The following is a 26,158-nucleotide window of genomic DNA, read 5'->3' as shown; positions in this document are numbered from 1 at the left end:
CAATATTTTCTGACTCGGAAAATTGATCGTCAGGTCGCTTGTTGTTTGTTTTTTTGATGAACGAGTATGAAAGAAGAACCACAACGGTTAATCCAAGAGTTAAGAAAAACTGTGAGCGCATCGAATCAATAAATGCCATTGATAAAAAGATCACGGTAATAACAGCAATTGTTACGTATGTTAAATACGGAAACAACCACATTTTCATTCCTTTAATTGGCTGGTTGGCTTGAATCATTTTCTTACGCAGGCGTAAATGCGAAATAGCGATAGCTAAGTAAACAATAAGAGCAATGGCTCCTGATGCGTTAACTAAGAATAAAAAGAGTTTATCCGGCGAAACGAAGCTAAAGATAGCACATACATATGCGGCAGCTGTGCTAATCCATACGGCTCTTGCCGGCACGCCTGATTTGCTTACCTTTGCTAAAGCGCGAGGAGCTTGTCCTTTTTGAGCTAATGATAAAATCATTCGTGAGTTCGTATATAAAGCAGAGTTTAAGCAAGACAAAACGGATACTAATACGACTAAATTCATAATTTGTGCAGCTGCTGGAATGTTGACCATTTCTAACATTGTTACGTACGGACTTTTTAGTAAATCAGCTGAGTTCCAAGGTAAAAGAGTTACTAAAATAGCAACTGAACCAATATAGAAAATTAAAATTCGCCATACAACACTGCGAATAGCAGTTGTAATAGCTTTTGCTGGATTTTCTGATTCACTAGCTGCAATAGCCGCAATTTCAGCTCCAAAATAAGAGAAAATAACGGTAATAACTCCTAAAAAGATAGAGTTCGTGCCTTTTGGCATAAAGCCACCGTGCCCCGTTAAATTAGCTAAACCAGGTGAAGATGTACCTGGGATTAACCCGAAAATAATCGCTAAACCAATTCCCATAAAGGCAACGATTGCCACAATTTTAATCATGGCAAACCAATATTCAAATTCTCCAAATGATTTGACAGAGAACAAGTTCGTTAAGGTTAATGCAAAGGTTAAGATTAAACTTAAAAGCCAAATTGGTACGGAAGGGAGCCATTCATGAACAATTGCTCCTCCTGCAGTGGCTTCGATTGCAATTACAATTAGCCAGAAAAACCAGTAAAGCCATCCAACAGCATAACCTGCCCACGCGCCAATTCCTTGCTGAGCATATGTCGCGAATGAACCTTTATCTGGATTTACCATAGCCATTTCACCGAGCATACGCATTAATAGAACGACTAACAGTCCGGCTGCTGCATATGAAACTACTGCTGCTGGTCCTGTTGCGTTAATAACGGATCCGCTTCCTACAAACAAGCCGGCTCCGATAATACCTGCAATGGAAATCATGGAAACGTGACGTTGCTTTAACTTTCCGTGTGATTCTGTTTTGTTTCCCATCGTATTCACTCCTTTAAAATTATCGAAAGAATATTAGAAAATAAAGTAAATTCTGAAAATATAAATAGAAATTCCTCCCCTTACCTTTATAATAAGCAAGAAGTGTGCCAATTATCAAATTCCTATAAAAATCGCTTTTAAGTTACAGAATTTAAAAAATTTCGAGTTGAAAAAGACTTAATTTATTCATTATAGACTTATTTGTTGCTCCGAATTTCCGCTATATACGTACATCTTATACAAGTTTTCGACATATATCTTATTTATCTTGTATGATAAAAGATAAATCGGTATTATATTCCAAGAAGAATGTTTGAAAGGGTGCGTGTGTTTGAGAAAATTTATAGCTATTATTTTTCTATTTATTATCCTTTTATTTGGGTTGTATTTTTTCATTAGTCCAGTTAGAAATGTTGAAAAGCTTGATCAGACTGCTTCATTATCTTCAATAGCACAAGAAAAGTCCGCACATGCGACGTCGCTAGAACTGAACGGGGGCTCCCCTATTTTAGGCTACCGATTGAGCGAGAGCGACGTTAACGATTATTTGCGCAGCTACCTTTATGAAAATGATGAAACGGTTGAGGGAGCAGAAGCCGAGTTGCTTCCGGAACATATAAAATTTTATATTAATAAACATGTAGTATCTTTTATGGAATCACAGTTTGTAGTTGACGTAACACCAAATGCCGAAAATGGAAAGCTTGTTTTAAAGGTGAACAGCGTGCATTTAGGAAGAATGCCGATTCCTATGTCCCTTGTATGGGATCGCTTAAATATTGACGAGTCTTCTGATGTCACAGTCGATAAAGACATGAACGAAATTACTTTACTCAATAACTTGCCAGATTCCATTTCGTTTGAACAAGCGGATACAACGGATGAATATATAAATTTATCTGCCTCTGTAACCATTGATTCATTACGAGATATTATAAATATAGCACCATACCTTATTCCTAAGGATATTCAAAGAAATTTATCTCAGAAACTAAACTTGTTTGGCCAATAATAAAAAGCTCACTTATTGTAGGAAAATAAGTGAGCTTTTTCTATCTTGCACCATTTGACCTATGAAAATTTGTTTTGTTTCACCGATACAAAATAGAGAAGCGGTAAACCTATATTCTAATAGAAAGCTTTCATACAATACACTCAAATTTTATAACGAACAGTTAATGAATAGATAAATAAAAAACGGTGGTGATGATAAGTGGTAAGAGTAAGTGGGTTAGCAAGCGGAATGGATATTGATCAAATCGTCAGTGATTTAATGAAGGCCGAACGACTGCCTATTGATAAAATGAAAAAACAAAAGCAAACGTTAGAGTGGCAGCGAGATGATTATCGCTCAATGAACTTGCTTCTATCAGACTTTAATAATCTTGCTTTTAATATGACCTTGCAGTCTTCTTATTCATCCAAAACGGTATCTTCAGCAGATGAAACGAAAGTAAAAGCAACTGCAACTTCCTCAGCAGTAAACGCGTCTTATACCCTTTCAAACGTGACAATGGCGACTGCTGCGCAAAATATTAGTAGTGGGAAAATTTCAGAGGGCACTATTGACCCTACTAAAAGTTTATGGGAGCAAAAAACCTTGCTTGGCAGTGCGTGGAGTGAAAAAGAGGTCAAGCAACCTGATATTACAATAAGTGCTGATACAAAGACTGCCAAGCTATCCGAAGGAGCCATTTTTGAGGGGAGCCTGCCTTCTTCTATTGAAGTGAAAAATGGAGAATCTTCTCAAGAGTTTAATATAAAAACTACAGGCGATCCTACTTTAATAGGAGAGAATGATGTATTCGTTAATATGAATACAGGAGAAATGACATTCGGTACCACGTTAGCAAACGGTAGCACTATTCAAGGATTTACGTATAAGCAAAATGTCCTTCAGTTTTCTATTACAACGTATGATAGCAATGGAAAAGCAACAGGAGATAATGAAGACGGCAGTATGTCATTTGAATTTGATGGTTCAGCGTCATTAAATACTGTTTTGACCCAACTCAGTAATTCAAAAGTAGGTATTTCAGCCTTTTACGACGAAGGAACAGATAAAGTTGTTTTTACTCGCAAAGACACAGGAGATTTATCAAAATCCGGTGGTGCAGGCGGTCAAAAGATGGTTTTTTCAGGAGCGTTTTTAACAAATTTCTTAAAATTAGATACCCAAGAGGAAACCGGCGGAACAGATGCAACATTTACGCTAAACGGTCTAGAAACAACTCGTAAATCCAATACGTTTACAACGGGAGGTGTGACTTATACCCTCCAAAATAATTTCACAGGAGATGTGCGCGTTAACGTAAGCAATGATACGCAAAAAGTATTTGATACAATTAAAGATTTTGTGACCAAATATAATGAGCTGATTGAGAAGATTAATGGAAAGGTTACGGAAGAAAGGGACCGGAACTATCAGCCTTTGACGGATCAAGAAAGAGAAAAGCTAACGGACAAACAAGCTGAGCAGTGGGATGATAAAGCAAAAAGCGGTTTGTTAAAAGGAGACACAATTTTATCAAGCGGGCTAAATCAAATGCGTTCTAACTGGTATGCCTCTGTATCAGGAGTGAGCGGAGCATTTTCACAGCTAACGGACATCGGTATTTCAACTAGCGCAAACTATAGTGATCGAGGCAAGCTAGTGATTGAAGGTGACGGGACTAAATTAAAAGAAGCAATTGAAAAAGACCCGCAGTCTGTTATGGATTTATTTATGAAAAGTGGAAGTACAACAAGTGAAAAAGGAATTGTACGACGTTTACGAGATACGATTACTCAAACCGTATCCAAAGTCGAACAGCGCGCTGGCCGTTCAACATGGACAAGCGAACAATTTTTGCTTGGGCGTAATTTAAAAAGCGTAAATAGCCAAATCACTAGTTTTGAAAGCAGGCTCACACAAATAGAGGACCGGTATTATCGCCAGTTTACAGCAATGGAGAAAGCTATTCAAAATGCAAATGCCCAAAGCGCGCAGTTATCGCAATATTTTAGTTAAGAAGGAGTGAACGTTTATGGCAGCAAATAATCCGTATCAGGCGTATCAGCAAGGAGCTGTTCAGACTGCCTCTCCAGGAGAGTTAACGCTTATGCTGTATAACGGGTGTTTAAAATTTATCAAGCTTGCACGAACAGGCATACAGGAAAAAAATATGGAGCTAAAAAATATGAATTTGTTAAAAGCACAAAATATTATTCAAGAATTAATGATTACCCTTGATACAAACGTGCAAGTTGCTAAGTCTATGATGACTATGTATGACTATATCAACCAGTGTTTAATTGAAGCTAACACAAAAAATGACATAGAGAGCTTGGATGAAGCCGAACAATATGTAACAGAATTCCGCGATACATGGAAGCAAGTTGTGCAGCTTCACCGCCAGCAAGTCCATGGAAGCGGCGGCCAAGCATAAATATGATAAACGAACTGTATCAGATAACTGATGAGATTTACCAGCTTACTCAAACATTTTCTGACAAAAATCGAGAAGAAGACATTCAGAAATTAGAGTATCTTCTATTAAAAAGACGTGACCTCATGGAGAAGCTGCCCCCAAAAAGTAGAGATCATGAATGGATGGGTAAGAAAATTGTCGAAATGAATAAGACGATTGATCAAAAGCTGATCTTCATTCGGCATCGAATCATGGAGGATCTCCGTTTGCTAAAAGCGAAAAAAAAGCATAATAACAGCTATGTAAACCCTTACGAAATGAAATCGTTTGATGGGATGTTTTACGATAAAAAAAATTAATTTTGCGTAAAAAATACAACCCTTCTTCTTATGAAGAAGGTCTATTTTTTTGGTTTTTTCATAAACTTTTCTCAGGTTCCAAAAATTTTCACTAAATTTTCAAAAAATTTTAATAGTTTAGGAAGGGATTGTGTCGGGTATTGTAGAATTGTAGAAGTATAGCAATGGATTAAAGGAGGAGTTCGAACATGATGTATAACATTCGCGGTGAAAACATTGAGGTGACTCCAGCAATTAGGGAATACGTAGAGAAAAAGCTTGGTAAGTTAGAGCGTTATTTCGACGAGACACCAACTGCTGACGTAAATGTAAACTTAAAAGTCTACAATAACGATCAAAAAATAGAAGTCACAATCCCAATGAATGATCTCGTATTGAGAGCTGAAGAGACCCACAGTGATTTATACGCAGCTGTCGATCTTGTCCTAGATAAATTAGAGCGTCAAATTCGTAAGCATAAAACAAAAGTGAATCGAAAAATGCGTGAAAAAGGTGCTGAGAAGTATCTATTTGCAGCATTAGAAAGCGAAGCGAACGTAGCTGTTGCAACTGAAGAAGATGAATTAGAGCTAGTTCGTACAAAACGATTTAATTTAAAACCAATGGATAGCGAAGAGGCTATTTTACAAATGAATATGTTAGGACATAGTTTTTTTGTATTTACAAACGCTGAGACAAACATTACAAATGTCGTGTACCGAAGAAAAGATGGACGATATGGATTGATTGAACCAAACTAAAGGTTAAAGTCTTTCTTAAATAAGAGCAGTAAAATAAAAGCAGCGTGCTTCCGCACGCTGCTTTTTTAGCTGTTTAAAAAAATAGTTCCATGACTACATAGCGCGTAGAAGATTTGGTGAATATACGCGTGGTTTCTTTCATTTTGAATGCCTGATAAAAAGATACTTTATTTTCTCTTGCGTTACACCAGACCCTTCGTATCCCAAGATTCTTGGCTTTGAACAAAACCTCTTTTAGCAAATGACTACCGTACCCTTTTCCCTGTTCTTCTTTGAGAGTAGCAAATTTCCGAAATTGAGCTTCATCACCTGTTATAAATAAGGAAACAACTGATTTTAACTCTCCTTTTTCAAACAGTCCATAGTGCATTCCTGATGGATCATCTTTCAGCTGAACATAGCTGAAATCTTTATCAGGCCACATGACGATATGTCGGACTTCCCAAGCTTGTTCTTTCGTAATCATTTGAACGTTCATTCTACATTCCCCTTTTTTATTGTAAGAGTGAGGCAGGGCAAATCACAATAGAAAATAACTCGTTAATAGAGTAGCACTAGTAAAGAGACAGACGAAAAAGGGTACAAGTTGCTACTTGTTTAGCTGCAATGTTACAATTTTACTCAGAATGTTTTATAATGAAAGATACAGATATGAATGAAAATAGTATAAAATGTACTGATTATAAATAGAGGAGCGTTTTAATATGCTTGGATTATTTAAAAAAGTGTTTGACGGCAATCAGCGCCAAATCGGCCGTTTAGAAAAAATGGCGGACCAAATTGATGCGTTAGGTCCTGAAATAGCGTCTTTAACGGACGATCAGCTTCGTGAAAAAACAGCTGAATTTCAACAGCGCTACCAAAATGGCGAATCGCTCGATAACCTATTAGATGAAGCTTTTGCGGTTGTACGTGAAGCAGCGAAACGTGTGTTAGGCATGTATCCGTACAAAGTTCAGCTAATGGGGGGTATTTCTCTGCATGAAGGGAATATCTCAGAAATGAAAACGGGTGAAGGTAAAACGTTGACAGCTACTATGCCTGTATACTTAAACGCCATTACAGGCAAAGGTGTACATGTAGTAACAGTCAATGAATACTTAGCGAGCCGTGATGCTAGTGAAATGGGTCGTTTATATGAATTCTTAGGCTTGAAAGTAGGGTTAAACTTAAAACCATTTGACGCGTGAAGAAAAACAAGAAGCATATGCAGCGGATATTACGTATAGTACAAATAATGAATTAGGATTTGACTATTTACGTGATAACATGGTGCTTTATAAAGAACAAATGGTTCAACGTCCGCTTCATTTTGCTGTAATCGATGAAGTTGACTCTATCTTAATCGATGAAGCACGTACGCCGCTTATTATATCCGGCAGCGCACAGAAATCAACTGCGCTTTATATTCAAGCTAATGCATTCGTTCGCACGCTTGATAAAGAAACCGATTTTACTTTTGATATCAAAACAAAAAGCGTTCAGCTAACCGAAGAAGGTATGTCAAAAGCCGAGCGCGCATTTGGCATTGAAAACTTATTTGATATTTCACACGTAGCACTAAACCATCACATCAACCAAGCGCTTAAAGCACATGTAACGATGCAAAACGATGTGGATTACGTAATTGATGAAGATCAAGTCGTAATCGTTGACCAATTTACTGGTCGTTTAATGAAAGGAAGACGTTTTAGTGACGGCTTGCATCAAGCTATCGAAGCTAAAGAGAACGTTGAGATTCAAAATGAAAGCATGACGTTAGCTACAATTACATTCCAAAACTACTTCCGTATGTATGAAAAATTATCAGGTATGACGGGTACAGCTAAAACGGAAGAAGAAGAATTCCGTAATATCTACAACATGCACGTTGTTGTTATTCCGACAAACAAGCCAATTTCACGTGATGATAAAGCGGATTTAATTTACAAGTCAATGGAAGGCAAGTTTAATGCGGTAGTGGAAGATATTGCCGAGCGCCACGCAAAAGGACAGCCTGTTCTTGTTGGTACAGTTGCGATCGAAACATCTGAAGTTTTATCAGCTTTATTAAAGAAAAAAGGCATTCGCCATCACGTTTTAAATGCAAAACAGCATGAGCGTGAAGCGGATATTATCGAGAATGCGGGTCACAAAGGTGCGGTAACAATCGCAACAAATATGGCCGGTCGTGGTACGGATATCAAACTAGGTGAAGGTGTCGTTGAAGCTGGAGGTCTTGCTGTAATTGGTACAGAGCGTCATGAATCACGCCGTATTGATAATCAGCTCCGCGGACGTGCTGGACGTCAAGGGGACCCAGGGGTATCTCAATTCTATCTATCCATGGAAGATGAATTAATGCGCCGATTTGGTTCTGATAATATGATGGCCATGATGGATCGTCTTGGCATGGATGATTCACAGCCAATTCAAAGTAAAATTGTAACAAGAGCTGTTGAATCCGCTCAAAAACGTGTTGAAGGTAATAACTTTGATGCGCGTAAACAATTGCTTCAATATGATGATGTTCTTCGTCAGCAGCGTGAAGTTATTTACAAACAGCGCTTTGAAGTGCTTGATTCAGACAACTTACGTGCAATTGTAGAACGTATGATTGAATCAACGCTACAGCGTGTGGTTGAGGTAAATACACCGCGTGAAGAATTAGAAGAAGAATGGAATTTACAAGCGATTATTGATTACGTAAATGCTAATGTTCTTGAGGAAGGTGAAGTCACAGAAGAAGATCTTCGCCGTAAAGAGCCTGAAGAAATGGTAGAACTGCTGGTAGATCATGCAAAAGCTCGTTATAATGAAAAAGAAGAGCAGCTCCCTGAAGAACAAATGCGTGAATTTGAAAAAGTAGTTGTTCTTAGAGCAGTTGATTCTAAATGGATGGATCATATCGATACGATGGATCAGCTTCGCCAAGGTATCCACCTTCGTGCGTACGGCCAAACAGATCCTCTTCGCGAATACCAAATGGAAGGTTTTGCGATGTTCGAAAATATGATTGCAACCATTGAAGAAGAAGTGACGAAGTATATCATGAAAGCAGAAATTAACAACAACCTTGAGCGTCAAGAAGTAGCACAAGGCCAGGCGGCTGTTCATCCAAAAGAAGGAGACGCGCCGGCTAAGAAGAAGCCAAAAGTAAATGCGATAGAAGTTGGCCGAAATGATCCTTGTATCTGCGGAAGTGGCAAAAAGTATAAAAACTGCTGCGGTAAAGAATCATAAAATAAGAGTCAATTAGTATAGAATGAACTAGTACAGGAAGGAAATGAGTCTTCTCATTTCCTTCCTGTGCGTCAAAAATAAAATAGAGGTGTTTAACTCATGGATTTAGTAGAAATTAAGCAAGAACTTGACAAAACAGCTAAGCGATTAGCGGACTTTAGGGGGTCTCTTTGACCTCGATACAAAACAAGCTCGTATCGATGAATTAGATGAGACTATGGCTGATCCAAATTTTTGGAATGACCAGCAGGCAGCTCAGACTGTTATTAATGAAGCCAATGGTTTAAAAGATGCAGTAAATCAATTTAACCACTTAGATGAAACATATGAAAATTTACAGATATCTCATGAACTTGTAAAAGAAGAATACGATGAAGATTTAGCAGAAGAACTAGTTAGTGAACTAAAAGAGCTTATTTCAGGCATGAACGACTTTGAATTACAGCTGCTTTTAAGCGAGCCGTATGATAAAAATAACGCCATTTTAGAATTGCACCCAGGTGCTGGTGGAACAGAATCACAGGATTGGGGTTCAATGTTACTACGTATGTATACGCGCTGGGCGGAGAAAAAAGGTTTCAAAGTAGAAACACTTGATTACTTACCTGGGGATGAAGCTGGTATTAAAAGTGTAACGCTTTTAATTAAAGGCCATAATGCGTACGGGTATTTAAAAGCTGAAAAAGGCGTTCATCGTCTCGTTCGTATTTCTCCGTTTGATTCATCAGGCCGTCGTCATACGTCATTCGTATCGTGCGACATAATGCCGGAATTTAACGATGAAATTTCAATTGATATTCGTACGGAAGATTTGAAGGTTGATACGTACCGTGCAAGCGGTGCCGGAGGTCAGCATATCAATACAACAGATTCAGCTGTTCGTATTACTCACCTCCCAACTAATGTAGTCGTATCTTGTCAGACGGAACGTTCACAAATTAAAAACCGTGAGCAAGCAATGAAGATGTTAAAATCTAAGTTGTATCAGTTAGAAATTGAGAAGCAGCAAGAACAGCTAGCTGAAATCCGCGGAGAACAAAAAGATATTGGATGGGGAAGTCAAATTCGTTCTTACGTATTCCATCCGTATTCGTTAGTAAAAGATCACCGCACAAATACGGAAGTCGGAAACACGCAAAGTGTAATGGATGGAGATCTAGATCCGTTTATTGATGCGTATTTACGTTCTCATATTTAATCAAAAGGCAGTATACCTCGGTATGCTGCCTTTTTTTAGTTGTTAGGACTTTGTAAAATTTGAATGAAGAAAAACGAGCGTAAAGAACTATTTGTAGATAGAAAATTAAGAAAATGCAGAAATTTAAAGGTTGCTGTCGTCTGTTCGCTTATTTTGTCAATGAAATAAAATGGTTTAAAATACCTATTTTATGGTAAATGCTTCTTTACAATCCTTTATACCTCTTTTACAAACAGCTTTTATAATTTGAGTTAAATCAAGAGGAAGGGGCATGTGCAGTGGCAAATAAATCGTTACACGAATTAATAGAGCAAGTAAAACAGAACAGTTTTTCTTCGAGTAAAGGGTTTGATAGAAGGCGTTTTTTACAAGGAGCTGGAAAAGTAGCAGGAGTATCACTTGGCTTAACAATTGCTCAGTCTATCGGTTTAAATGCAGTAGAAGTTTCAGCGGCAGCGCCTAAATTTTCAAGTTACCCGTTCACTTTAGGCGTCGCATCGGGAGATCCTTTAGCAGACAGTATTGTTCTTTGGACAAGATTAGCACCAGACCCATTGAATGGCGGGAGAATGCCTAATCAACCCGTTCCAGTAAAATGGGAGCTTGCCGAAGATGAAGACTTTCATCGAATTGTCAAACGAGGAACAGAAATAGCTAGACCTGAACTTGCTCACTCTGTTCACGTTGATGTAAAAGGATTAAAGCCAGGCCGTATTTATTATTATCGATTTAAAAGCGGTCATGAGTTAAGCCCGGTTGGAAAAACAAAAACACTTCCTTCAGCAAATGCAGAAATAGCCAGCATGACGTTTGCATTCGCTTCGTGTCAACAGTATGAACATGGTTACTTTACAGCTTATGAACACATGGTTAAAGAACAATTGGATTTTGTGGTTCATTTGGGCGATTACATCTATGAATATGGACCAAACGAGTATGTGGCTGCAAGCGGAAATGTTCGTACTCACAGCAGCGCAGAAATTCAAACGCTTCAAGACTATCGAAACAGGCATGCTCAGTACAGGTCAGATGCCAATTTGAAGTCTGCTCATGCTGCCTTTCCGTGGATTGTGACGTGGGATGATCATGAAGTAGAAAACAATTATGCAAATGTAATTCCTGAAAAAGGCCAATCAGTAGAAGCATTTATTCAACGCCGCGCGGCAGCTTATCAAGCTTATTACGAACATATGCCTTTGCGTCAAACATCCTTGCCTCACGGAACGGATATGAGATTGTATCGTGACTTTTCATATGGGAAACTAGCTTCCTTTCAAGTGTTGGATACGCGTCAATACAGAGACGATCAGGCAAACGGAGACGGAACAAAGCCGCAAACGCCAGAATCTCTTGATCCTAAACGTACGCTATTAGGGATTGAACAAGAAAAATGGCTTTTTACTAATCTTGAAAAATCAGCGTGTCACTGGAACGTACTAGCTCAACAAATTTTCTTTGCTCCCAGAAAATTTGGAACGGCGGCTAAGCCTACATACAGCATGGATGCATGGGATGGGTATACGGCGAATCGTCAGCGTGTTATTGATTTTATTGAAAAGAAAAAGTTGGACAACGTCATTGTACTAACTGGAGATGTGCACGCTAACTGGGCTTCTAATTTACACACGGATTTCTCCAATCTTAATTCAAAAATTATTGGTGCAGAGTTCGTGGGCACCTCCATCACTTCCGGAGGGAACGGGGCAGATAAACGAGCTGATACGGATAAAATTTTAAGTCAAAATCCACACCTCACATTCTTTAATGATTATAGAGGATATGTAAGGTGTACGGTAACTCCTGATATATGGCAAGCCGATTATCGCGTTGTGCCTTTTGTAACAGAACCTGGTGCGGAAATTTCAACTCGAGCTTCCTTTCAATATAAAAAAGATGGAAAAGGTATGACGGAAGTTGAAGTGAATAACGTGCCGCGCGGGCTAAAGATTTCTAAGGAAGTAGAGGAAGATCGTATGCGGGCACACGGGAAAGCACATGAAAAACAAGAGTTGAAAAAGAAAGAAAAAGTACGGCAGTAAACTGAGTAAGGGAAAGGAGGTCAAGTATGTTTTCTAATATTGGAATTCCTGGTTTAGTTATTATTTTGGTCATTGCGTTAATTATTTTTGGGCCGTCTAAGCTGCCGGAAGTTGGACGAGCGTTTGGGAGAACACTAACTGAATTTAAAGGAGCTGCAAAAGGGCTTGTATCAGATGATGAAAGTATCAAAGAAAAGCAGGCAGCAACCGTTTCTGAACAAAAAGAGAATGAATCGACATTGTAAGTAAAGAAATAGACGAGGAAACTCGTCTATTTCTACTTGTCGGAAAGGAGAGGAATATGATGGGGGAAATGAGTTTGATGGAGCACCTTGAAGAATTGCGAATTCGTATTATAAAAACACTTTGTGCGTTTGTAGTATTACTTATTTTTAGTTTTGTATTTGTACAAGACATTTATCAGTGGCTGGTGAAAGATTTGGAAGGCAAGCTTGCTGTACTTGGACCAAGTGAAATTGTATGGATTTATATGGTGATTGCATTTGTCTTTGCGCTTGCTTTTACGCTTCCGGTAGCTGCTTATCAAGTATTTCGGTTTGTTTCACCGGGGTTAAAAAAGGAAGAATACAAGGTTATGATTACCTTCATTCCATTCTTTTTTCTCTTGTTTGTAAGCGGATTGGGGTTCGGTTATTTTGTTCTGTTTCCAATGGTTTTAGCGTTTTTAACAGGCCTGTCGAATGATCAGTTTTCACTGATGTTTACGGCTGAGCATTATTTTCGTTTTATGCTTAATCTGTGTTTACCATTTGGTTTTTTATTTGAAATGCCTTTAGTTGTCTTATTTTTAACGCGTTTAGGGGTTCTAAATCCATTGAGGTTAGCTAAAGCAAGGAAGCTATCTTATTTTGCTTTAATTGTGATATCCGTACTTATTACTCCTCCTGATTTTATTTCGGATATTTTAGTCATTGTTCCGCTGCTTCTTTTATATGAACTCAGTGTGACAATTTCGCGCGTAGTATACAAAAAACGTTTAGGAAACGAATTAATTGCTTAATCGTATACATAAATGTGATGAGAGAATTCATGAAATTGAAACAAAGTCCTTGTAAACAGAGTGTTTTAAACATTCTGGAGTAGGTTATAATAGAGTGAAAACTCTACAGCAAGGGGGAGAAGGCTTGAAAAAAGTATTACTGACGTTAACAATCGGTCTAGCGCTTGTATTGTCCGCATGCGGAGGAGGAGGCAGCTCTAAAAATGAATCTGCTGGTGAATCTTCAGCGAGTGCAGAAGATATTGTGAAGAAAAACTGTACGGGCTGTCACGGAGTAGATTTAGGAGGAGCCAATGGACCAAGCCTGCAGCATGTAGGCAGCAAGCACTCGGAAGCTGAAATTGAAAACATTATTAATAATGGTCAAGGCGGTATGCCAAAAGGACTGATTAATGAAGAAGATGCAAAAAAAGTTGCTGCTTGGCTGGCAAAGAAAAAATAAGACGGATATCCGTCTTATTTTTGTGTTAAAGCTGCTTTAATTCTTCGTTTAAGACAATGGCTTGCTGTTGGGCTTTGACATCTTTAACAATGTCTCCAGGTGCATTTGCTTCTCCAATAATGTACCCGCTAAAGGAAGAACCGATAAAATCGACAATATATTGAAATTGCATAATAAGAGGAAGGGCCTTTACAGATGCGCCTGTGCCTCCGACTACTAATACATAAACGCGCTTATTTTTCATTTGTTCTTTAAAATTAATGGTTGAATCTCTAAGGCTTTCAGACCAACGATCCACAAAGTTCTTCATCAATCCGCTCATAGCGTACCAGTAGAGAGGTGTAACAAATAAAATAGTATCGTGTGCTGCCATTTTCTCCGCTATGTCATAATAATCATCTTGTTGATTAGTAAACCCATGTTCATCGTGACGCATATCAGTAATAGGGTGAATGGTATGCTGACGTAAGTAAACTTCTTCCGTATTGATATCTTTTAAGACTGCTTTAGCCAATTCTTCCGTATTTCCGTTTTCCCGTGAACTTCCATAAATAGTGATCATGTTATCTCTCCTCATCTTTTTCTTATTTATCATACCTTGTTTGTACAAAAGTAGACATGAATGTGCTCTGCCTAACGCTATTCATAAGAAGCAAATGAACAGTCAAAAACAACAAAATTAAAAATAAGGATAAATTCTCATCCCTTACTAAAAATATCCTACTTATGTCATATTTGAAATAAAAATGTAATATTTTTGGGGCTTATTTTCACGAAGAGTGATGTTATAATGAGAAAGCGCGTGAGAAGAGTCGAATTTTTGGTTTGAATTGTAGAGTTTTGTCGTATTTTGACAAGTTTTACATAGTATTAAAATAACACACTTGATTAGGTGATTACTTATGATTGAAATGCAAAATGTATATAAAACGTATCCGAACGGTGTAAAAGCAATCAATGGCATTAGCATCAAGATTAATCAAGGTGAGTTTGCTTATATCGTAGGACCAAGTGGAGCAGGAAAATCCACTTTTATTAAAATGATGTATCGTGAAGAAAAGCCTTCTTCAGGAAATATCATTGTAAACGGTGCAAATGTAGCAAAAATAAAAGATAGCAAAGTTCCTATCTTTAGACGTCATATTGGTGTAGTCTTTCAAGATTTCAAGCTGCTTCCAAAATTAACAGTCTATGAAAACATTGCTTTTGCACTAGAAGTAATTGAGCAAAGTCCCGAAGAAATTAAAAAGCGAGTGCTAGAAGTGCTAGAGCTTGTTAAGTTAAAGGGTAAAATGGATTCTTTCCCCGATGAACTATCTGGAGGAGAGCAGCAGCGTGTGTCTATTGCGCGTTCGATTGTGAATAGTCCTAAGGTTGTCATCGCCGACGAACCGACAGGAAATCTTGATCCGGAGACTTCTTGGGAAATTATGGATATATTTGAGGAGATTAATAAACGCGGTACGACTATTTTAATGGCAACGCATAACCGTGAAATTGTAAATACAATTAGAAAGCGTGTAATTGCGATTGAAAATGGGAATGTTGTGCGCGATGAAGTAAGAGGTGAATACGGATATGAAGGCTAGAACATTCGGTCGCCACTTACGTGAAGGATCTAAAAGTTTAGGAAGAAACGGCTGGATGACATTCGCATCTGCAAGTGCGGTTACCGTAACGCTCTTGCTTGTAGGCGTGTTTTTTATGTTGATGATGAATTTAAATCATATTGCTAAATTGATTGAAAATGATGTGGAAATTCGTGTTCACGTTGATGCTGCAGCGACAGCAGATGATCGCAAAGCAATGAAAGAAAAGCTAGATGCAATTAAGCAAGTTGATACGGTAACGTTTTCTTCTAAAGATAAAGAGTTAAAAGATTTAATTAATAGTATGGGTGATGAAGGACAAGCTTTTGAACCGTTTGAACAGCAAAACCCATTAAATGATGTATTTGTTGTTAAAACAAAAGAGCCGACTGATGTCGCAAAAGTAGCTAAACAAATTGAGAAATATCCGTATGCAGCAAAAGTTCAATACGGACAAGATCAAGTTGAAAAGTTATTTAAAGTGCTGAAAGTAGCTCGTAATATCGGAGCAGTACTGATTTTAGGGCTTCTATTTACAGCGATGTTCCTAATTTCAAATACGATTAAAATTACGATTGTAGCTCGCCGTGAAGAGATCGAAATTATGCGCTTAGTTGGAGCCACAAACTCCTTTATTCGCTGGCCGTTCTTTATTGAAGGTCTGTTTTTAGGAGTACTTGGTTCTATTGTGCCAATTGCTGTTATTATCGGCATGTACAGCGTTTTATATAATGAAGTTCAACCTAAATTTGATGGATTCTTTGAACTTTTACCTGCCTTTCCATTCGTGCTTCAAGTATCGCTATTGTTACTGGTAATCGGCGGTCTAATTGGAATGTGGGGAAGTACATTATCCATTCGTAAGTTTTTGCGAAAATAAGAATAGATTTTTAACATAATAGATTATAACAACCTCACATTTGATGTTTATCAGATGTGAGGTTGTTGTGTAATTAAAGATAAAAATAGAAAAAAGTGCTAATGGGGGTCTTGCTAATGCCCGTTTTTTATACGGGGAAATATGTGCAAATGGGGAGAAACAAATGACACGTAAGACATTAGTAACGACAGCAGCAGTTTTAGTTGGACTAAGTGCGGCTTGGATAGGTAATGAAAAAATTGCTTATGCAGAAAGTGCCAGCACTACTAAACTCAGTGATTTAGAGAAAAAAAGTAACGATGTGAACCAAAATATTAATGAAAATAAAGAGAAATTAAAAGAAGTTCAAGAAAAGCAAAAAAACGAAGAAGCTGAGCTTGCGCGTTTGGATTCAGAAGTCGGGCAAACAAATGCAGACATCCGAAGTCGTGAAGCTGAAGTAGAAAAAGCAAAGCAAGACATCGAAAAGCTGAAAAACGAAATTGGCGTTGTCAAAAAACGAATTGAAAAACGAAATGAGCTATTAAAAAAGCGTGCTCGTGCTTTACAAGAAAACGGCGGGTCTGTGGATTACATAGATGTACTGCTAGGCTCTGAAAGCTTCGGAGACTTTATTAGCAGGGTGAGTGCGGTTTCGACAATTGTAGGGGCTGACCGCGATTTGTTAATGCAGCATGAAGCCGATAAAAAAGCAAAAGAAGAGAAAGAAACAAAAGTACAAAACAAGCTAACGGAAGTAAATCAAGCGCTTGAAGAGCTTAAAAACCTTCGCTCGCAGCTGAAAAAGCAAGTCGATGAAAAGAATCAGCTCATGCAAACACTCAAAGATCAGGAAAAAGAATTTAATGAAGAAGCTGTTGGATTAGAAGAGCAAGCTTCTATTTTAGCTGATCAAAAAAATGCAGCGCAAGCTCAACAGGAAGAAGTTGAAGAAGCCGGATCAGGGGAAGAGGCCCCCCCTGTTACAAGCGGGTCGTTTATGAGGCCGGCAAAGGGCCCGGTAACGTCTCATTTTGGATATCGAGAAACGTTTGGAAGAGGACATTACGGTATTGATATTGGAAAGCGAGGAGAAAGTGTGCCAGTTGTAGCCGCAGCAAGCGGAAAGGTAATTAGAGCATACCATTCTTCTTCTTTTGGTAATGCCGTATTTATTCGTCACAATGTAGAAGGTCAGACGTGGGTTACAGTTTATGCTCATTTAGAGAGCTACAGCGTTTCGAATGGTCAATCTATCAATAAAGGTCAACAATTAGGTTATATAGGGAACACAGGGCGTTCGTTTGGTGCTCACTTGCATTTTGAATTGCATAAAGGCGATTGGAAAGGCAAAAGTTCCGCTGTAAACCCCGAAAGTTATATTAAATTTTAAGTTCCTAGCATACGTGGTACAAGCTCAACATATAGTTTAACAAAAAGGCATCGCACTTGATTTGTGTGGTGCCTTTTGCTACAAATAACACATGCATCCTTTTTATTACATAGTTTTGATTGTATCTATTATAATAAGAAGAGATGGCTTAAGGTTGAGGAGGATGAAAGAACTTGAATCGGAAAATCGTTGCACTATTAATGGCACTCTCCTTAGTTGTTGGAGCAGCAGGTACATATTTTGGCATTCAGTATGCAAATGCTGGAACGGTCAGTACCCCGCTTACAACTTCTTCAAATGATAGTAAAGTGGAAAAGGAAGAGCTAGACAAAATCAAGCAAGCTTATGAACTGATATCTTCAAAATATTACAAAGATGTAGATGACAAAAAATTATTAGATGGCGCAATCCAAGGAATGGTACAAACCTTAGGAGACCCTCACTCATCTTACATGGATAAGAAAACAGCACAGCAATTCACGCAGTCTCTTGACTCATCGTTTGAGGGAATTGGCGCTGAAGTAAGCATGGTAGATGGAAAGGTAACAATCGTAGCTCCGTTTAAACAATCTCCTGCGGAAAAAGCAGGATTAAAACCAAATGATCAGATTTTAAAGATCGATGGTAAAAGTATTGCGGGTCTTGAATTGAATGAAGCGGTATTAAAAATTCGCGGTAAAAAAGGCTCTACCGTGACATTGGATGTTCAACGACCAGGCGTGAAAGAAACGATGAAAGTAAAAGTTGTAAGAGATGAGATTCCAATTGAAACCGTCTATTCTTCTGTTAAAAATGTAAACAATAAAAAAATTGGCTACATGGAAATTACGTCATTCTCTGAGTCAACGGGAGACGAATTTACGAAACAGTTGAAAAAACTTGAAAATAAAAATATTGATGGCTTAGTTCTAGACGTTCGTGGAAATCCTGGTGGCTATTTAACGAGCGTTGAAAAAATGCTCGATAAATTAGTAACGAATAAAAAGCCATATATCCAAATTGAAGATCGTAACGGTGAACGTCAAAAAGTGGTTTCTTCAATGAAAAAGCAAAAGGATTATCCAATTGTGGCCTTGATTGATGGAGGAAGTGCATCTGCTTCTGAAATTCTTGCCGGGGCTTTAAAAGAAGCAGGAGGATACAAGCTAGTCGGTGAAAAATCCTATGGGAAAGGAACGGTTCAACAAGCTGTTCCAATGGAAGACGGCAGTAATTTAAAATTAACGTTCTATAAATGGCTAACGCCTGATGGAAACTGGATTAACGAAAAAGGTATAAAACCAACAGTAGAAGTCAAGCAGCCGGATTATTATTATGCAAATCCAATTCAAGTTGATAAAAAGCCATTAACACGTGATATGACAGGTGACCAAGTGAAAAATGCTCAAGTGATGCTAAAAGGTCTTGGGTTTGAACCTGGACGTACAGACGGATATTTTAGTAAAGAGACAGAAACAGCTGTAACAGCATTCCAAAAAGCCAATAAGCAAAAAGCCACAGGTGAAATTGATGAAGATACAGCAGCGCTTTTACAAACAAAACTATTAGAAAAAATCAAATCCAAAGATGAAGATCGTCAGCTTCAAACGGCTTTAAAGCTAGCTAGTCAATAAGAAGCAGAAAAAGTTCCGTGCTTTTCCAAAGCACGGAACTTTTTTTAGTAAAAACAACATTGTCGGTTAGTGATGCATTTTGATAAAATAAAGAAGCCTATGATACATAACAATCAATTGTAAATGTTGTAATACAAATGTGAAAAATACAGGTGGTGAAAAAATGGATTTTGCATTAGAGCTTTTAAAAGGTATCGGGCGTTTATTTTTGCACCCGCTAACTTATTTATTTCTGCTCGTCTCGTTTTTTGTAGGTCTTTCTCGCGTCAAGAGAGAGCGTCAGAATTTTCATGTTCGCGTGTTTGATTTTATTTTAGAAGCAAAATATTTATTTTTTCCAGGTATCATTATTGGGTTGATTTTATCCGTTGTTACCGTGTTGCTAGGTGTCTATGTATCTATAGGAACGATTGTACTTGTAGCTGTTTTAACTTTTATCATAAGCGGCCCGTGGACGTTTAAATGGCTTTCTCCTTCTTATACGGTAGGACTGGCTGTGCTTGCGACCTTGCTTATTCCTGCAGATGGTTTCGGTGAAGGATTTATTCAAACGTGGTCTGCGCAAGCTCATAACGCAGATTTACCTTCTCTTACTATTTTAATGTCGCTGCTTGTATTAGCAGAAGGATATTTAATTTGGAAATTTGGAGCAAAAGGTACGTCTCCAGCCATTGTGAAAAGTAAAAGAGGACAGGAAATTGGGGCTCATTACTCTCAAAAATTATGGGTTGTTCCGCTTTTTGTCTTAATTCCAGGCAGCGCCATTACGTCTGTGTTTCCATGGTGGCCTGTGTTGTCTATTGACGGAACATCATTTAGCCTGTTTTTTGTTCCTTTTGCTATTGGTTTTTATCAGCGAATTCAAAGTATGGTTCCGTTTAAATCTATTGAATTTACCGGTAAGCGCGTATTAGCATTAGGCGTGGGATTAACGATCATTACGATTGCTGCTATTTTTTATCCTCCTGCCGCTGTAGCTGTTGTTATTCTAGCGATCATAGGAAGAGAGTGGATTCGTTTGCAGCAGCGTCGAAGCGATGAAAAAGCGCCCGCACTATTTACTAAGCGTACACAAGGTTTGGTTGTATTAGGAATCATCCCTCATTCTCCGGCAGAGAAAATGGGTTTGAAAGTAGGAGAAGTGATTATTAAGGTAAATGGAATCGCTATATCTGAAGTCCATAAATTTTATGAAGCATTACAAGTTAATAACCGTGCTTTTTGTAAGCTAGAAGTTATTGACGAAAATGGAGAAGTTCGCTTTACTCAGCGAGCATTGTATGACAACGAACATCATGAACTAGGTATTTTGTTTGTACACAATTATACAAAACGTGATTCACAAGCTGGTTAAAAGACGGATAAAAAGGAGAAATGTTTGTGGAAGTCAAAACGATTGCCGCGATTTTTCTACCCGCCATATTGCTTGTTCTGTTTGCTAGAGTAACATATAACCTATATGTTGCCACAGCGCTGACGCTTTTGTTGATAGCTGTTTCTGTATATAAAGGGTACGCAGATTATCCGCTTATTATTTTAATAGATTTACTTTCAGCAGCCGTTGGTTTTATATATGCAAAAAGCATGCTAGCAGCTGGAAAATAAAGATTGTTGCTTTGATGATAAGTTAATCGCTTATTATTAAATTGTACACAAAAGCTCTCTACACAACGTGGAGAGCTTTTTTATGTGAAAAAATGAGTTAGAACTTATAACAATATTGTTTCGGTTCATTTAATGAACGAGTATAATCAAGTTAATTACACAAATATGTTTATATACAGAGTATTTTAAACAATTATGTATAAATTTATTTAAATAAGTGTACAGAAATGTGAGAAGGGTATAGAAAAATAACATTATTAATCTGAAAATTTAGTTTATTTTTTAATCTAAAAAATAAAAGGAGGTTTAGGATTGATGGAAGTATTAATGAGAACGATGTTTCAGTCGCTTGGCAAAAATCATTCAATGAACAAATTAGCTAAAAAGTATGGATTGAGGATGGGGGCAGCTCGTTTTGTTGCTGGAGACTCAACCGAATCAGCAATTCAAACATCCAAGGAGCTTAACAATAGTGGGAAAGTTGTTACACTCGATCATTTAGGAGAATTTGTTTTTACAGAAGAGGAAGCCAGGTTGTCTACTGCCATGTGCATTCAGACACTAGAAGCCATTGCAGAATCGGGCGTTCAATCAAATTTATCATTAAAGATGACTTCTTTAGGATTGGATATTAGCAAAGAGCTTTGTATGGAAAATATGCGCAGAATTCTACACACGGCCAGAATGAATGATATTTTTGTTCGAATTGATATGGAAGACTACTTGCACTGCCAAATCTCCCTTGATATATATAAAGAATTACGCAAAGAATTCGATAATGTTGGAATTGTGATTCAAGCGTATCTTTATCGTACAGAACAAGATATGAATGACTTACATCACTATCAAGCCAATTTGCGTCTGGTAAAAGGAGCTTATAAAGAATCACCAGAAGTATCATTTCCGGAAAAGAAAGACGTAGATGAAAACTATAGAAAAATCATTAAAATGCATATATTAAATGGGCACTATACAGCTGTAGCGAGTCACGATGAAGAAATGATTCAGTACACAAAACGATTAGTAAGAGAAAATGGTATTTCAAATGATCAATTTGAGTTCCAAATGCTTTATGGAATTTGCGTAGAGCTGCAGGATCGTCTGGTGAAAGAAGGATATAAAGTCAGGGTTTATGTTCCTTACGGTATTGATTGGTTTGGGTATTTCATGAGACGCCTAGCCGAGCGTCCCGCCAACGTATGGTTCGTGTTGAAAAACTTCTCCAAATAAGTTCAGTCTAAAAAAAATCAAAAAAATTCGACACGAAGCTAAAATGCTTGTGTCGAATTTTTTGATTAGTTTAATCCGTATTCTTTGATTTTGTTATAAAGGGTGCCGCGCGAAATGCCAAGCAGATCTGCTGCTGCACTTTTGTTTCCATAGGTTTTTTGAAGAGTCTCTTCTATTAGCCTAGCTTCTTGGAGAGAATCTTCTTCTTTTTGAACTTCTGTGAAAGAACTTGCATCCTTCAGATTGTCAGGAAGGTGCGTAAGGGTAATCAACGACTGATCACTTAGAAAAATCATTCGTTCAATCGTATTTCTCAGCTCGCGAATATTACCTGGCCAATCGTATTGCATAAAGGCTTCAAGAACTTCAGAGCTGATGAAAGGAGCCTTCTTTTTATACTTTTTACTAAATTCCTGTACAAATTGCTGAGTTAATGCTTCAATGTCTTCTTTATGGTCTCGAAGCGGCGGAATGATAATATTAATGACGGTCAGCAAATAGTAAAGATTTTCATGGAATTCACCGGCTTTTAGCAACTCTTCCAAAGGCGTCGTGGTAGAGGCTACAATTCGAGTTTGGACTTGAATTTCTTCCGTGCCTCCAACGTGATAAAAGGATCGTTCTTCCAAGTAACGGAGAAACTTAACTTGAATTTCAAGAGGCATTTTATCAATTTCTTCAATAAATAACGTCCCGTTATGAGCCTGCTCGAGTTTTCCTGCAATGGTCGTTGGATCTTCTGAAAAGACATCTTTTTGATGACCAAAGAGCTCAATTTCCAGAAGTCCGGATGGAATAGTGGCGCAATTTAAAGATAAAAAAGGTTCTTTATGTTTGGATCCCCCATAGTGGATGGCCTGAGCCAGCATTTCTTTTCCAGAACCAGCTTCTCCTGTTAATAGAATAGGCATATCTGTAGATGCCACTTTTTTGGCAATATCAACGGCTTGCTTAATTTCAGGACTGATACCCGCAAAAGAAGAAAATGGATTATCTTTCGGAATGAGAAGAGACACATCAATTTCTTCATTTAATCTTACAATATTGGTAATGTCATGTTCGGTTGCGACTCCACCTATGACTCGGTTATTTCTTATAATAGGAGATGCATTGATGAGCACGTGAGTTTGTTCATTAGGACGATGATACGTTCCGCGCACAGGACGCCCTTCATTTAGAATCGTATGTAGAATGATGGATTCATCTTTGAAATGCTCTCCGATTTTTCTACCAATAATATCATCTCTCTGAATCTTATACGTATGTTCCGCAGCAGTATTCCACAAGATTACATTTCCTTCATTATCGACCGCTGTCACTGCATCATTAATGGTTTCTGCCAATGTATCAAAATAGGAAGCTAATATCTCATTTTGGCTATGCAAATGTGTAATCCACTGTGAAGGTGTTACAAGTCCTATTATGGTTTCTTGGTTTTCTGCTTGAATGAGGACTGGTCTATTCCAGTTTGTGTTGGCTTGTAAATTGGCTAACGTAGAAGTAGAAGATGAAGGCCAATTTGTGTCCGCTATTACTTTTTTAATGGACGATGCCCCGTCATGACCTGTTAAAAGGTATCGTTCATCTTTTTGTATTACATAAAAGGTACTTGCTGTGACTACAACGAAATCATAGTTAGAAAGTTCCGATTTCACTTTAGCTAAAGAAGTTGATTCTTCAACTGTTATAAAGGAGTTATTTATAAGAACTTGATCAACGCTTGCCATACTAAACCCCTCTCAGTACATATTTTTTATACTGTATCATAATTTAGAAATTGGCGCAAAAGCCTATCCTTTTCAAACAATTAAGCAGCTTACTCTCTTTTAATGCTTTCATCCAAAGAGTTGTATTCCTTTCGATAAGGGTAGCATAAGAATTTAGTGGGTAATAAAGTAACAGGGTAAAAAATAAAAACAAACAAACACTATATAAGATTAATACTCATTAGTTTCATTTATGAGTATAAAGTGATAAAATACGAATATCAGTTCGTGTTTTTCGGTTTTTACATATCGTAATAAAAATAGATAAAACAAGAAAATAGAAACGGAGGCCTTCATTTGAAAGATCAGTTTGAATTAGTATCCCCATATCAACCGCAAGGTGATCAGCCAAAGGCAATTGAAAAGATTGTGAAAGGAATTAAAGAAGGTAAGCAGCATCAAGTTTTGTTAGGTGCTACAGGAACGGGAAAAACCTTCACCATGTCTAATGTTATTAAGGAAATAAATAAGCCGACACTAATTATGGCTCATAATAAAACGCTTGCTGGTCAATTGTACAGTGAGTTTAAAGAGTTTTTTCCTAATAATGCAGTCGAATACTTTGTCAGTTACTATGATTACTATCAGCCTGAAGCTTATGTACCTCAAACAGATACATTTATTGAAAAAGATGCAAGCATTAATGACGAGATTGATAAACTTCGTCACTCGGCAACTTCCGCTCTTTTTGAACGAAAAGACGTCATTATTATTGCCAGCGTGTCCTGTATTTATGGATTAGGGTCTCCGGAAGAATACAAAGAAATGGTCGTATCTCTTCGAGTAGGAATGGAAAAAGAACGCAATCAGCTGCTTCGTACGCTAGTGGATGTCCAGTACGAAAGAAACGATATTGACTTCAAGCGCGGAACGTTTCGCGTTCGCGGTGATGTTGTTGAGATTTTTCCTGTGTCTCGAGATGAACATTGTATTCGCGTGGAATTTTTCGGGGATGAAATTGACCGCATCCGAGAAGTCGACGCCTTAACAGGAGAAATTATTGGAGATCGTGAACACGTGGCTATCTTCCCGGCATCTCACTTCGTCACGAGGGAAGAAAAAATGCGTGTGGCCATTCAAAATATTGAAAAAGAACTAGAAGAACAGCTAGAAAAGTTAAAAGAAGCAGGAAAGCTTTTAGAAGCGCAGCGATTGGAGCAGCGCACGCGCTACGACCTAGAAATGATGAGAGAAATGGGGTTTTGTTCGGGAATCGAGAATTACTCTCGTCATTTAACGCTTCGTCCGGCTGGTTCTACACCTTATACACTGCTGGATTTCTTCCCGGAAGATTTCCTCCTTGTGGTGGATGAATCCCACGTTACGATTCCTCAAGTTAGAGGAATGTATAATGGAGACCAAGCGCGTAAACAAGTGTTGGTGGACCATGGTTTCCGCCTGCCGTCTGCATTAGATAACCGTCCGCTTAAATTTGATGAATTTGAACAGCATATTAAACAAATCGTCCATGTTTCAGCAACACCAGGTCCTTACGAACTTGAGAAGGCGCCTGAGGTGATTGAACAAATTATCCGTCCAACGGGATTACTAGATCCAAATATTGAAGTTCGACCAATTGAAGGGCAGATTGATGATTTAATTGGAGAAATTCATGACCGGATTAAGCGAAATGAACGAGTGCTTGTTACGACGTTAACAAAGAAAATGTCTGAGGATTTAACGAACTACTTAAAAGAAATTGGCATTAAAGTTCAATATCTTCACTCTGAAGTGAAGACGCTCGAGCGCATTGAAATCATCCGAGAGCTGCGTCTTGGAAAATATGATGTGCTTATAGGGATTAACTTACTCCGTGAAGGTTTAGATATTCCGGAAGTTTCGTTAGTAACCATATTAGACGCGGATAAAGAAGGATTCTTGCGTTCAGAACGATCGCTTATTCAAACCATTGGACGTGCCGCGCGAAATGCTAATGGACATGTCATTATGTATGCAGATCGCATCACAAACTCCATGGACATTGCAATCAATGAGACAAAGCGTCGTAGAAGTATTCAAGAAGCTTACAATGAAGAGCACGGCATTACGCCGACAACGATTCAAAAAGAAGTTCGAGGTTCAATTCGTGCAACAGTAGTGGCAGAAGATACAGAAACGTATGAAGAAGCACCGGCATTTGATAAGCTCAACAAAAAAGAAAAAGCAAAGCTCATAGAAGAAATGGAACAAGAAATGAAAGAAGCAGCCAAAGCGCTTAACTTTGAGCGCGCAGCTGAGCTTCGTGACTTGATTCTAGAATTAAAAGCGGAAGGGTGATCAAA

Annotated in this window: 22 protein-coding genes and 1 pseudogene; 19 read left to right on the top strand and 4 right to left on the bottom strand. The window is 38.0% G+C overall.

Annotation, left to right across the window (positions count from 1 at the left end):
* On the bottom strand, positions 1-1,390 hold a 1,390-nt coding region (locus tag N178_RS07980), incomplete at its 3' end, for an amino acid permease (protein ID WP_052942382.1).
* Positions 1,391-1,721: 331 nt separating this feature from the next.
* Between N178_RS07980 and N178_RS07975 the strand changes: the two genes are divergently transcribed.
* The 5 genes from N178_RS07975 to hpf all read left to right on the top strand — a co-directional run bounded on the left by N178_RS07975 (position 1,722) and on the right by hpf (position 5,899).
* Positions 1,722-2,402 (top strand): hypothetical protein, encoded by a 681-nt coding sequence (locus N178_RS07975; protein ID WP_045291682.1) that lies wholly within the window; start codon positions 1,722-1,724, stop codon positions 2,400-2,402.
* Positions 2,403-2,603: 201 nt separating this feature from the next.
* Positions 2,604-4,400, top strand: coding sequence for a flagellar filament capping protein FliD (gene fliD / locus N178_RS07970; RefSeq protein ID WP_045291681.1), 1,797 nt, complete (start codon positions 2,604-2,606; stop codon positions 4,398-4,400).
* A 16-nt stretch (positions 4,401-4,416) separates the two neighbouring features.
* Positions 4,417-4,818, top strand: a complete 402-nt coding sequence (gene fliS / locus N178_RS07965; RefSeq protein ID WP_045291680.1) for a flagellar export chaperone FliS — start codon at positions 4,417-4,419, stop codon at positions 4,816-4,818.
* 2 nt (positions 4,819-4,820) lie between these two features.
* Entirely contained in the window at positions 4,821-5,159 is a 339-nt protein-coding gene (gene fliT / locus N178_RS07960) for a flagellar protein FliT (RefSeq protein ID WP_045291679.1), read from the top strand.
* A gap of 188 nt (positions 5,160-5,347) precedes the next feature.
* Entirely contained in the window at positions 5,348-5,899 is a 552-nt protein-coding gene (hpf, locus tag N178_RS07955; RefSeq protein ID WP_013059750.1) for a ribosome hibernation-promoting factor, HPF/YfiA family, read from the top strand.
* Between the two features lie 73 nt (positions 5,900-5,972).
* Here hpf and N178_RS07950 read toward each other — a convergent pair whose 3' ends face one another.
* A complete protein-coding gene (locus tag N178_RS07950) occupies positions 5,973-6,377 on the bottom strand; it encodes a GNAT family N-acetyltransferase (RefSeq protein WP_045291678.1) in 405 nt (134 codons plus the stop codon).
* Positions 6,378-6,603: 226 nt separating this feature from the next.
* Between N178_RS07950 and secA the strand changes: the two are divergent.
* The 6 genes and pseudogenes from secA to cccB all read left to right on the top strand — a co-directional run bounded on the left by secA (position 6,604) and on the right by cccB (position 13,821).
* Positions 6,604-9,121: pseudogene (secA, locus tag N178_RS07945) on the top strand (preprotein translocase subunit SecA).
* Positions 9,122-9,220: 99 nt separating this feature from the next.
* Positions 9,221-10,319, top strand: a protein-coding gene (gene prfB, locus N178_RS07940) for a peptide chain release factor 2 (protein WP_114896991.1) whose coding sequence is annotated in 2 segments (ribosomal slippage) — positions 9,221-9,283 and positions 9,285-10,319 — 1,098 coding nt in all. Because the reading frame shifts where the segments join, the coding sequence is not laid out codon by codon here.
* A 305-nt stretch (positions 10,320-10,624) separates the two neighbouring features.
* A complete protein-coding gene (locus tag N178_RS07935; RefSeq protein ID WP_375156301.1) occupies positions 10,625-12,358 on the top strand; it encodes an alkaline phosphatase D family protein in 1,734 nt (577 codons plus the stop codon).
* 26 nt (positions 12,359-12,384) lie between these two features.
* Entirely contained in the window at positions 12,385-12,603 is a 219-nt protein-coding gene (locus tag N178_RS07930) for a twin-arginine translocase TatA/TatE family subunit (RefSeq protein WP_045291676.1), read from the top strand.
* 59 nt (positions 12,604-12,662) lie between these two features.
* Positions 12,663-13,379 carry a twin-arginine translocase subunit TatC gene (gene tatC, locus N178_RS07925; protein WP_045291675.1) on the top strand — a complete coding sequence of 239 codons (717 nt, stop codon included), beginning with the start codon at positions 12,663-12,665 and terminating at the stop codon, positions 13,377-13,379.
* A 124-nt stretch (positions 13,380-13,503) separates the two neighbouring features.
* Complete coding sequence (gene cccB / locus N178_RS07920) at positions 13,504-13,821, top strand: cytochrome c551 (RefSeq protein ID WP_045291674.1); 318 nt, start codon at positions 13,504-13,506, stop codon at positions 13,819-13,821.
* Between the two features lie 25 nt (positions 13,822-13,846).
* Here cccB and N178_RS07915 read toward each other — a convergent pair whose 3' ends face one another.
* Positions 13,847-14,383, bottom strand: coding sequence for a flavodoxin family protein (locus tag N178_RS07915; protein WP_045291673.1), 537 nt, complete (start codon positions 14,381-14,383; stop codon positions 13,847-13,849).
* 340 nt (positions 14,384-14,723) lie between these two features.
* Here N178_RS07915 and ftsE point away from each other — a divergent pair, with 340 nt between their 5' ends.
* The 7 genes from ftsE to N178_RS07880 all read left to right on the top strand — a co-directional run bounded on the left by ftsE (position 14,724) and on the right by N178_RS07880 (position 22,110).
* Entirely contained in the window at positions 14,724-15,410 is a 687-nt protein-coding gene (ftsE, locus tag N178_RS07910) for a cell division ATP-binding protein FtsE (protein WP_014457812.1), read from the top strand.
* Positions 15,400-16,290, top strand: coding sequence for a permease-like cell division protein FtsX (gene ftsX, locus N178_RS07905; protein WP_045291672.1), 891 nt, complete (start codon positions 15,400-15,402; stop codon positions 16,288-16,290). The genes ftsE and ftsX overlap by 11 nt, the downstream gene beginning before the upstream one ends.
* A 163-nt stretch (positions 16,291-16,453) precedes the next feature.
* Positions 16,454-17,662, top strand: coding sequence for a murein hydrolase activator EnvC family protein (locus N178_RS07900; protein WP_045291671.1), 1,209 nt, complete (start codon positions 16,454-16,456; stop codon positions 17,660-17,662).
* 173 nt (positions 17,663-17,835) lie between these two features.
* Positions 17,836-19,275, top strand: a complete 1,440-nt coding sequence (locus tag N178_RS07895; protein ID WP_013059738.1) for a S41 family peptidase — start codon at positions 17,836-17,838, stop codon at positions 19,273-19,275.
* Between the two features lie 163 nt (positions 19,276-19,438).
* Positions 19,439-20,629: a PDZ domain-containing protein gene (locus N178_RS07890; protein WP_045291670.1), complete on the top strand. Its 1,191-nt coding sequence runs from the start codon at positions 19,439-19,441 to the stop codon at positions 20,627-20,629.
* A 26-nt stretch (positions 20,630-20,655) separates the two neighbouring features.
* Positions 20,656-20,880: a DUF2198 family protein gene (locus tag N178_RS07885; protein WP_052942381.1), complete on the top strand. Its 225-nt coding sequence runs from the start codon at positions 20,656-20,658 to the stop codon at positions 20,878-20,880.
* A 315-nt stretch (positions 20,881-21,195) separates the two neighbouring features.
* Complete coding sequence (locus tag N178_RS07880) at positions 21,196-22,110, top strand: proline dehydrogenase family protein (protein WP_045291668.1); 915 nt, start codon at positions 21,196-21,198, stop codon at positions 22,108-22,110.
* Between the two features lie 65 nt (positions 22,111-22,175).
* On the opposite strand, the gene N178_RS07875 is transcribed toward N178_RS07880, so the two are convergent.
* Positions 22,176-23,837, bottom strand: coding sequence for a sigma-54 interaction domain-containing protein (locus tag N178_RS07875; RefSeq protein ID WP_045291667.1), 1,662 nt, complete (start codon positions 23,835-23,837; stop codon positions 22,176-22,178).
* Positions 23,838-24,173: 336 nt separating this feature from the next.
* Here N178_RS07875 and uvrB point away from each other — a divergent pair, with 336 nt between their 5' ends.
* The gene (gene uvrB / locus N178_RS07870) at positions 24,174-26,153 is read left to right on the top strand and encodes an excinuclease ABC subunit UvrB (RefSeq protein ID WP_045291666.1); all 1,980 of its coding nucleotides are present in this window, start codon (positions 24,174-24,176) and stop codon (positions 26,151-26,153) included.
* Positions 26,154-26,158 lie beyond the last annotated feature (5 nt).

It is taken from the genome of Priestia aryabhattai B8W22, assembly GCF_000956595.1.
In the GTDB taxonomy this organism is placed as follows: Bacteria; Bacillota; Bacilli; order Bacillales; family Bacillaceae_H; genus Priestia; species Priestia aryabhattai.
This window is presented reverse-complemented; position numbering and strand designations above follow the sequence as displayed.

Bases quoted from the DNA above. Each gene is read 5' to 3' on its own strand.
- fliS (WP_045291680.1), top strand. From the start codon at position 4,417: ATGGCAGCAAATAATCCGTATCAGGCGTATCAGCAAGGAGCTGTTCAG.
- fliT (WP_045291679.1), top strand. From the start codon at position 4,821: ATGATAAACGAACTGTATCAGATAACTGATGAGATTTACCAGCTTACT.
- hpf (WP_013059750.1), top strand. From the start codon at position 5,348: ATGATGTATAACATTCGCGGTGAAAACATTGAGGTGACTCCAGCAATT.
- N178_RS07950 (WP_045291678.1), bottom strand. From the start codon at position 6,377: ATGAACGTTCAAATGATTACGAAAGAACAAGCTTGGGAAGTCCGACAT.
- N178_RS07930 (WP_045291676.1), top strand. From the start codon at position 12,385: ATGTTTTCTAATATTGGAATTCCTGGTTTAGTTATTATTTTGGTCATT.
- tatC (WP_045291675.1), top strand. From the start codon at position 12,663: ATGGGGGAAATGAGTTTGATGGAGCACCTTGAAGAATTGCGAATTCGT.
- N178_RS07915 (WP_045291673.1), bottom strand. From the start codon at position 14,383: ATGATCACTATTTATGGAAGTTCACGGGAAAACGGAAATACGGAAGAA.
- ftsE (WP_014457812.1), top strand. From the start codon at position 14,724: ATGATTGAAATGCAAAATGTATATAAAACGTATCCGAACGGTGTAAAA.
- ftsX (WP_045291672.1), top strand. From the start codon at position 15,400: ATGAAGGCTAGAACATTCGGTCGCCACTTACGTGAAGGATCTAAAAGT.
- N178_RS07900 (WP_045291671.1), top strand. From the start codon at position 16,454: ATGACACGTAAGACATTAGTAACGACAGCAGCAGTTTTAGTTGGACTA.
- N178_RS07890 (WP_045291670.1), top strand. From the start codon at position 19,439: ATGGATTTTGCATTAGAGCTTTTAAAAGGTATCGGGCGTTTATTTTTG.
- N178_RS07880 (WP_045291668.1), top strand. From the start codon at position 21,196: ATGGAAGTATTAATGAGAACGATGTTTCAGTCGCTTGGCAAAAATCAT.
- N178_RS07875 (WP_045291667.1), bottom strand. From the start codon at position 23,837: ATGGCAAGCGTTGATCAAGTTCTTATAAATAACTCCTTTATAACAGTT.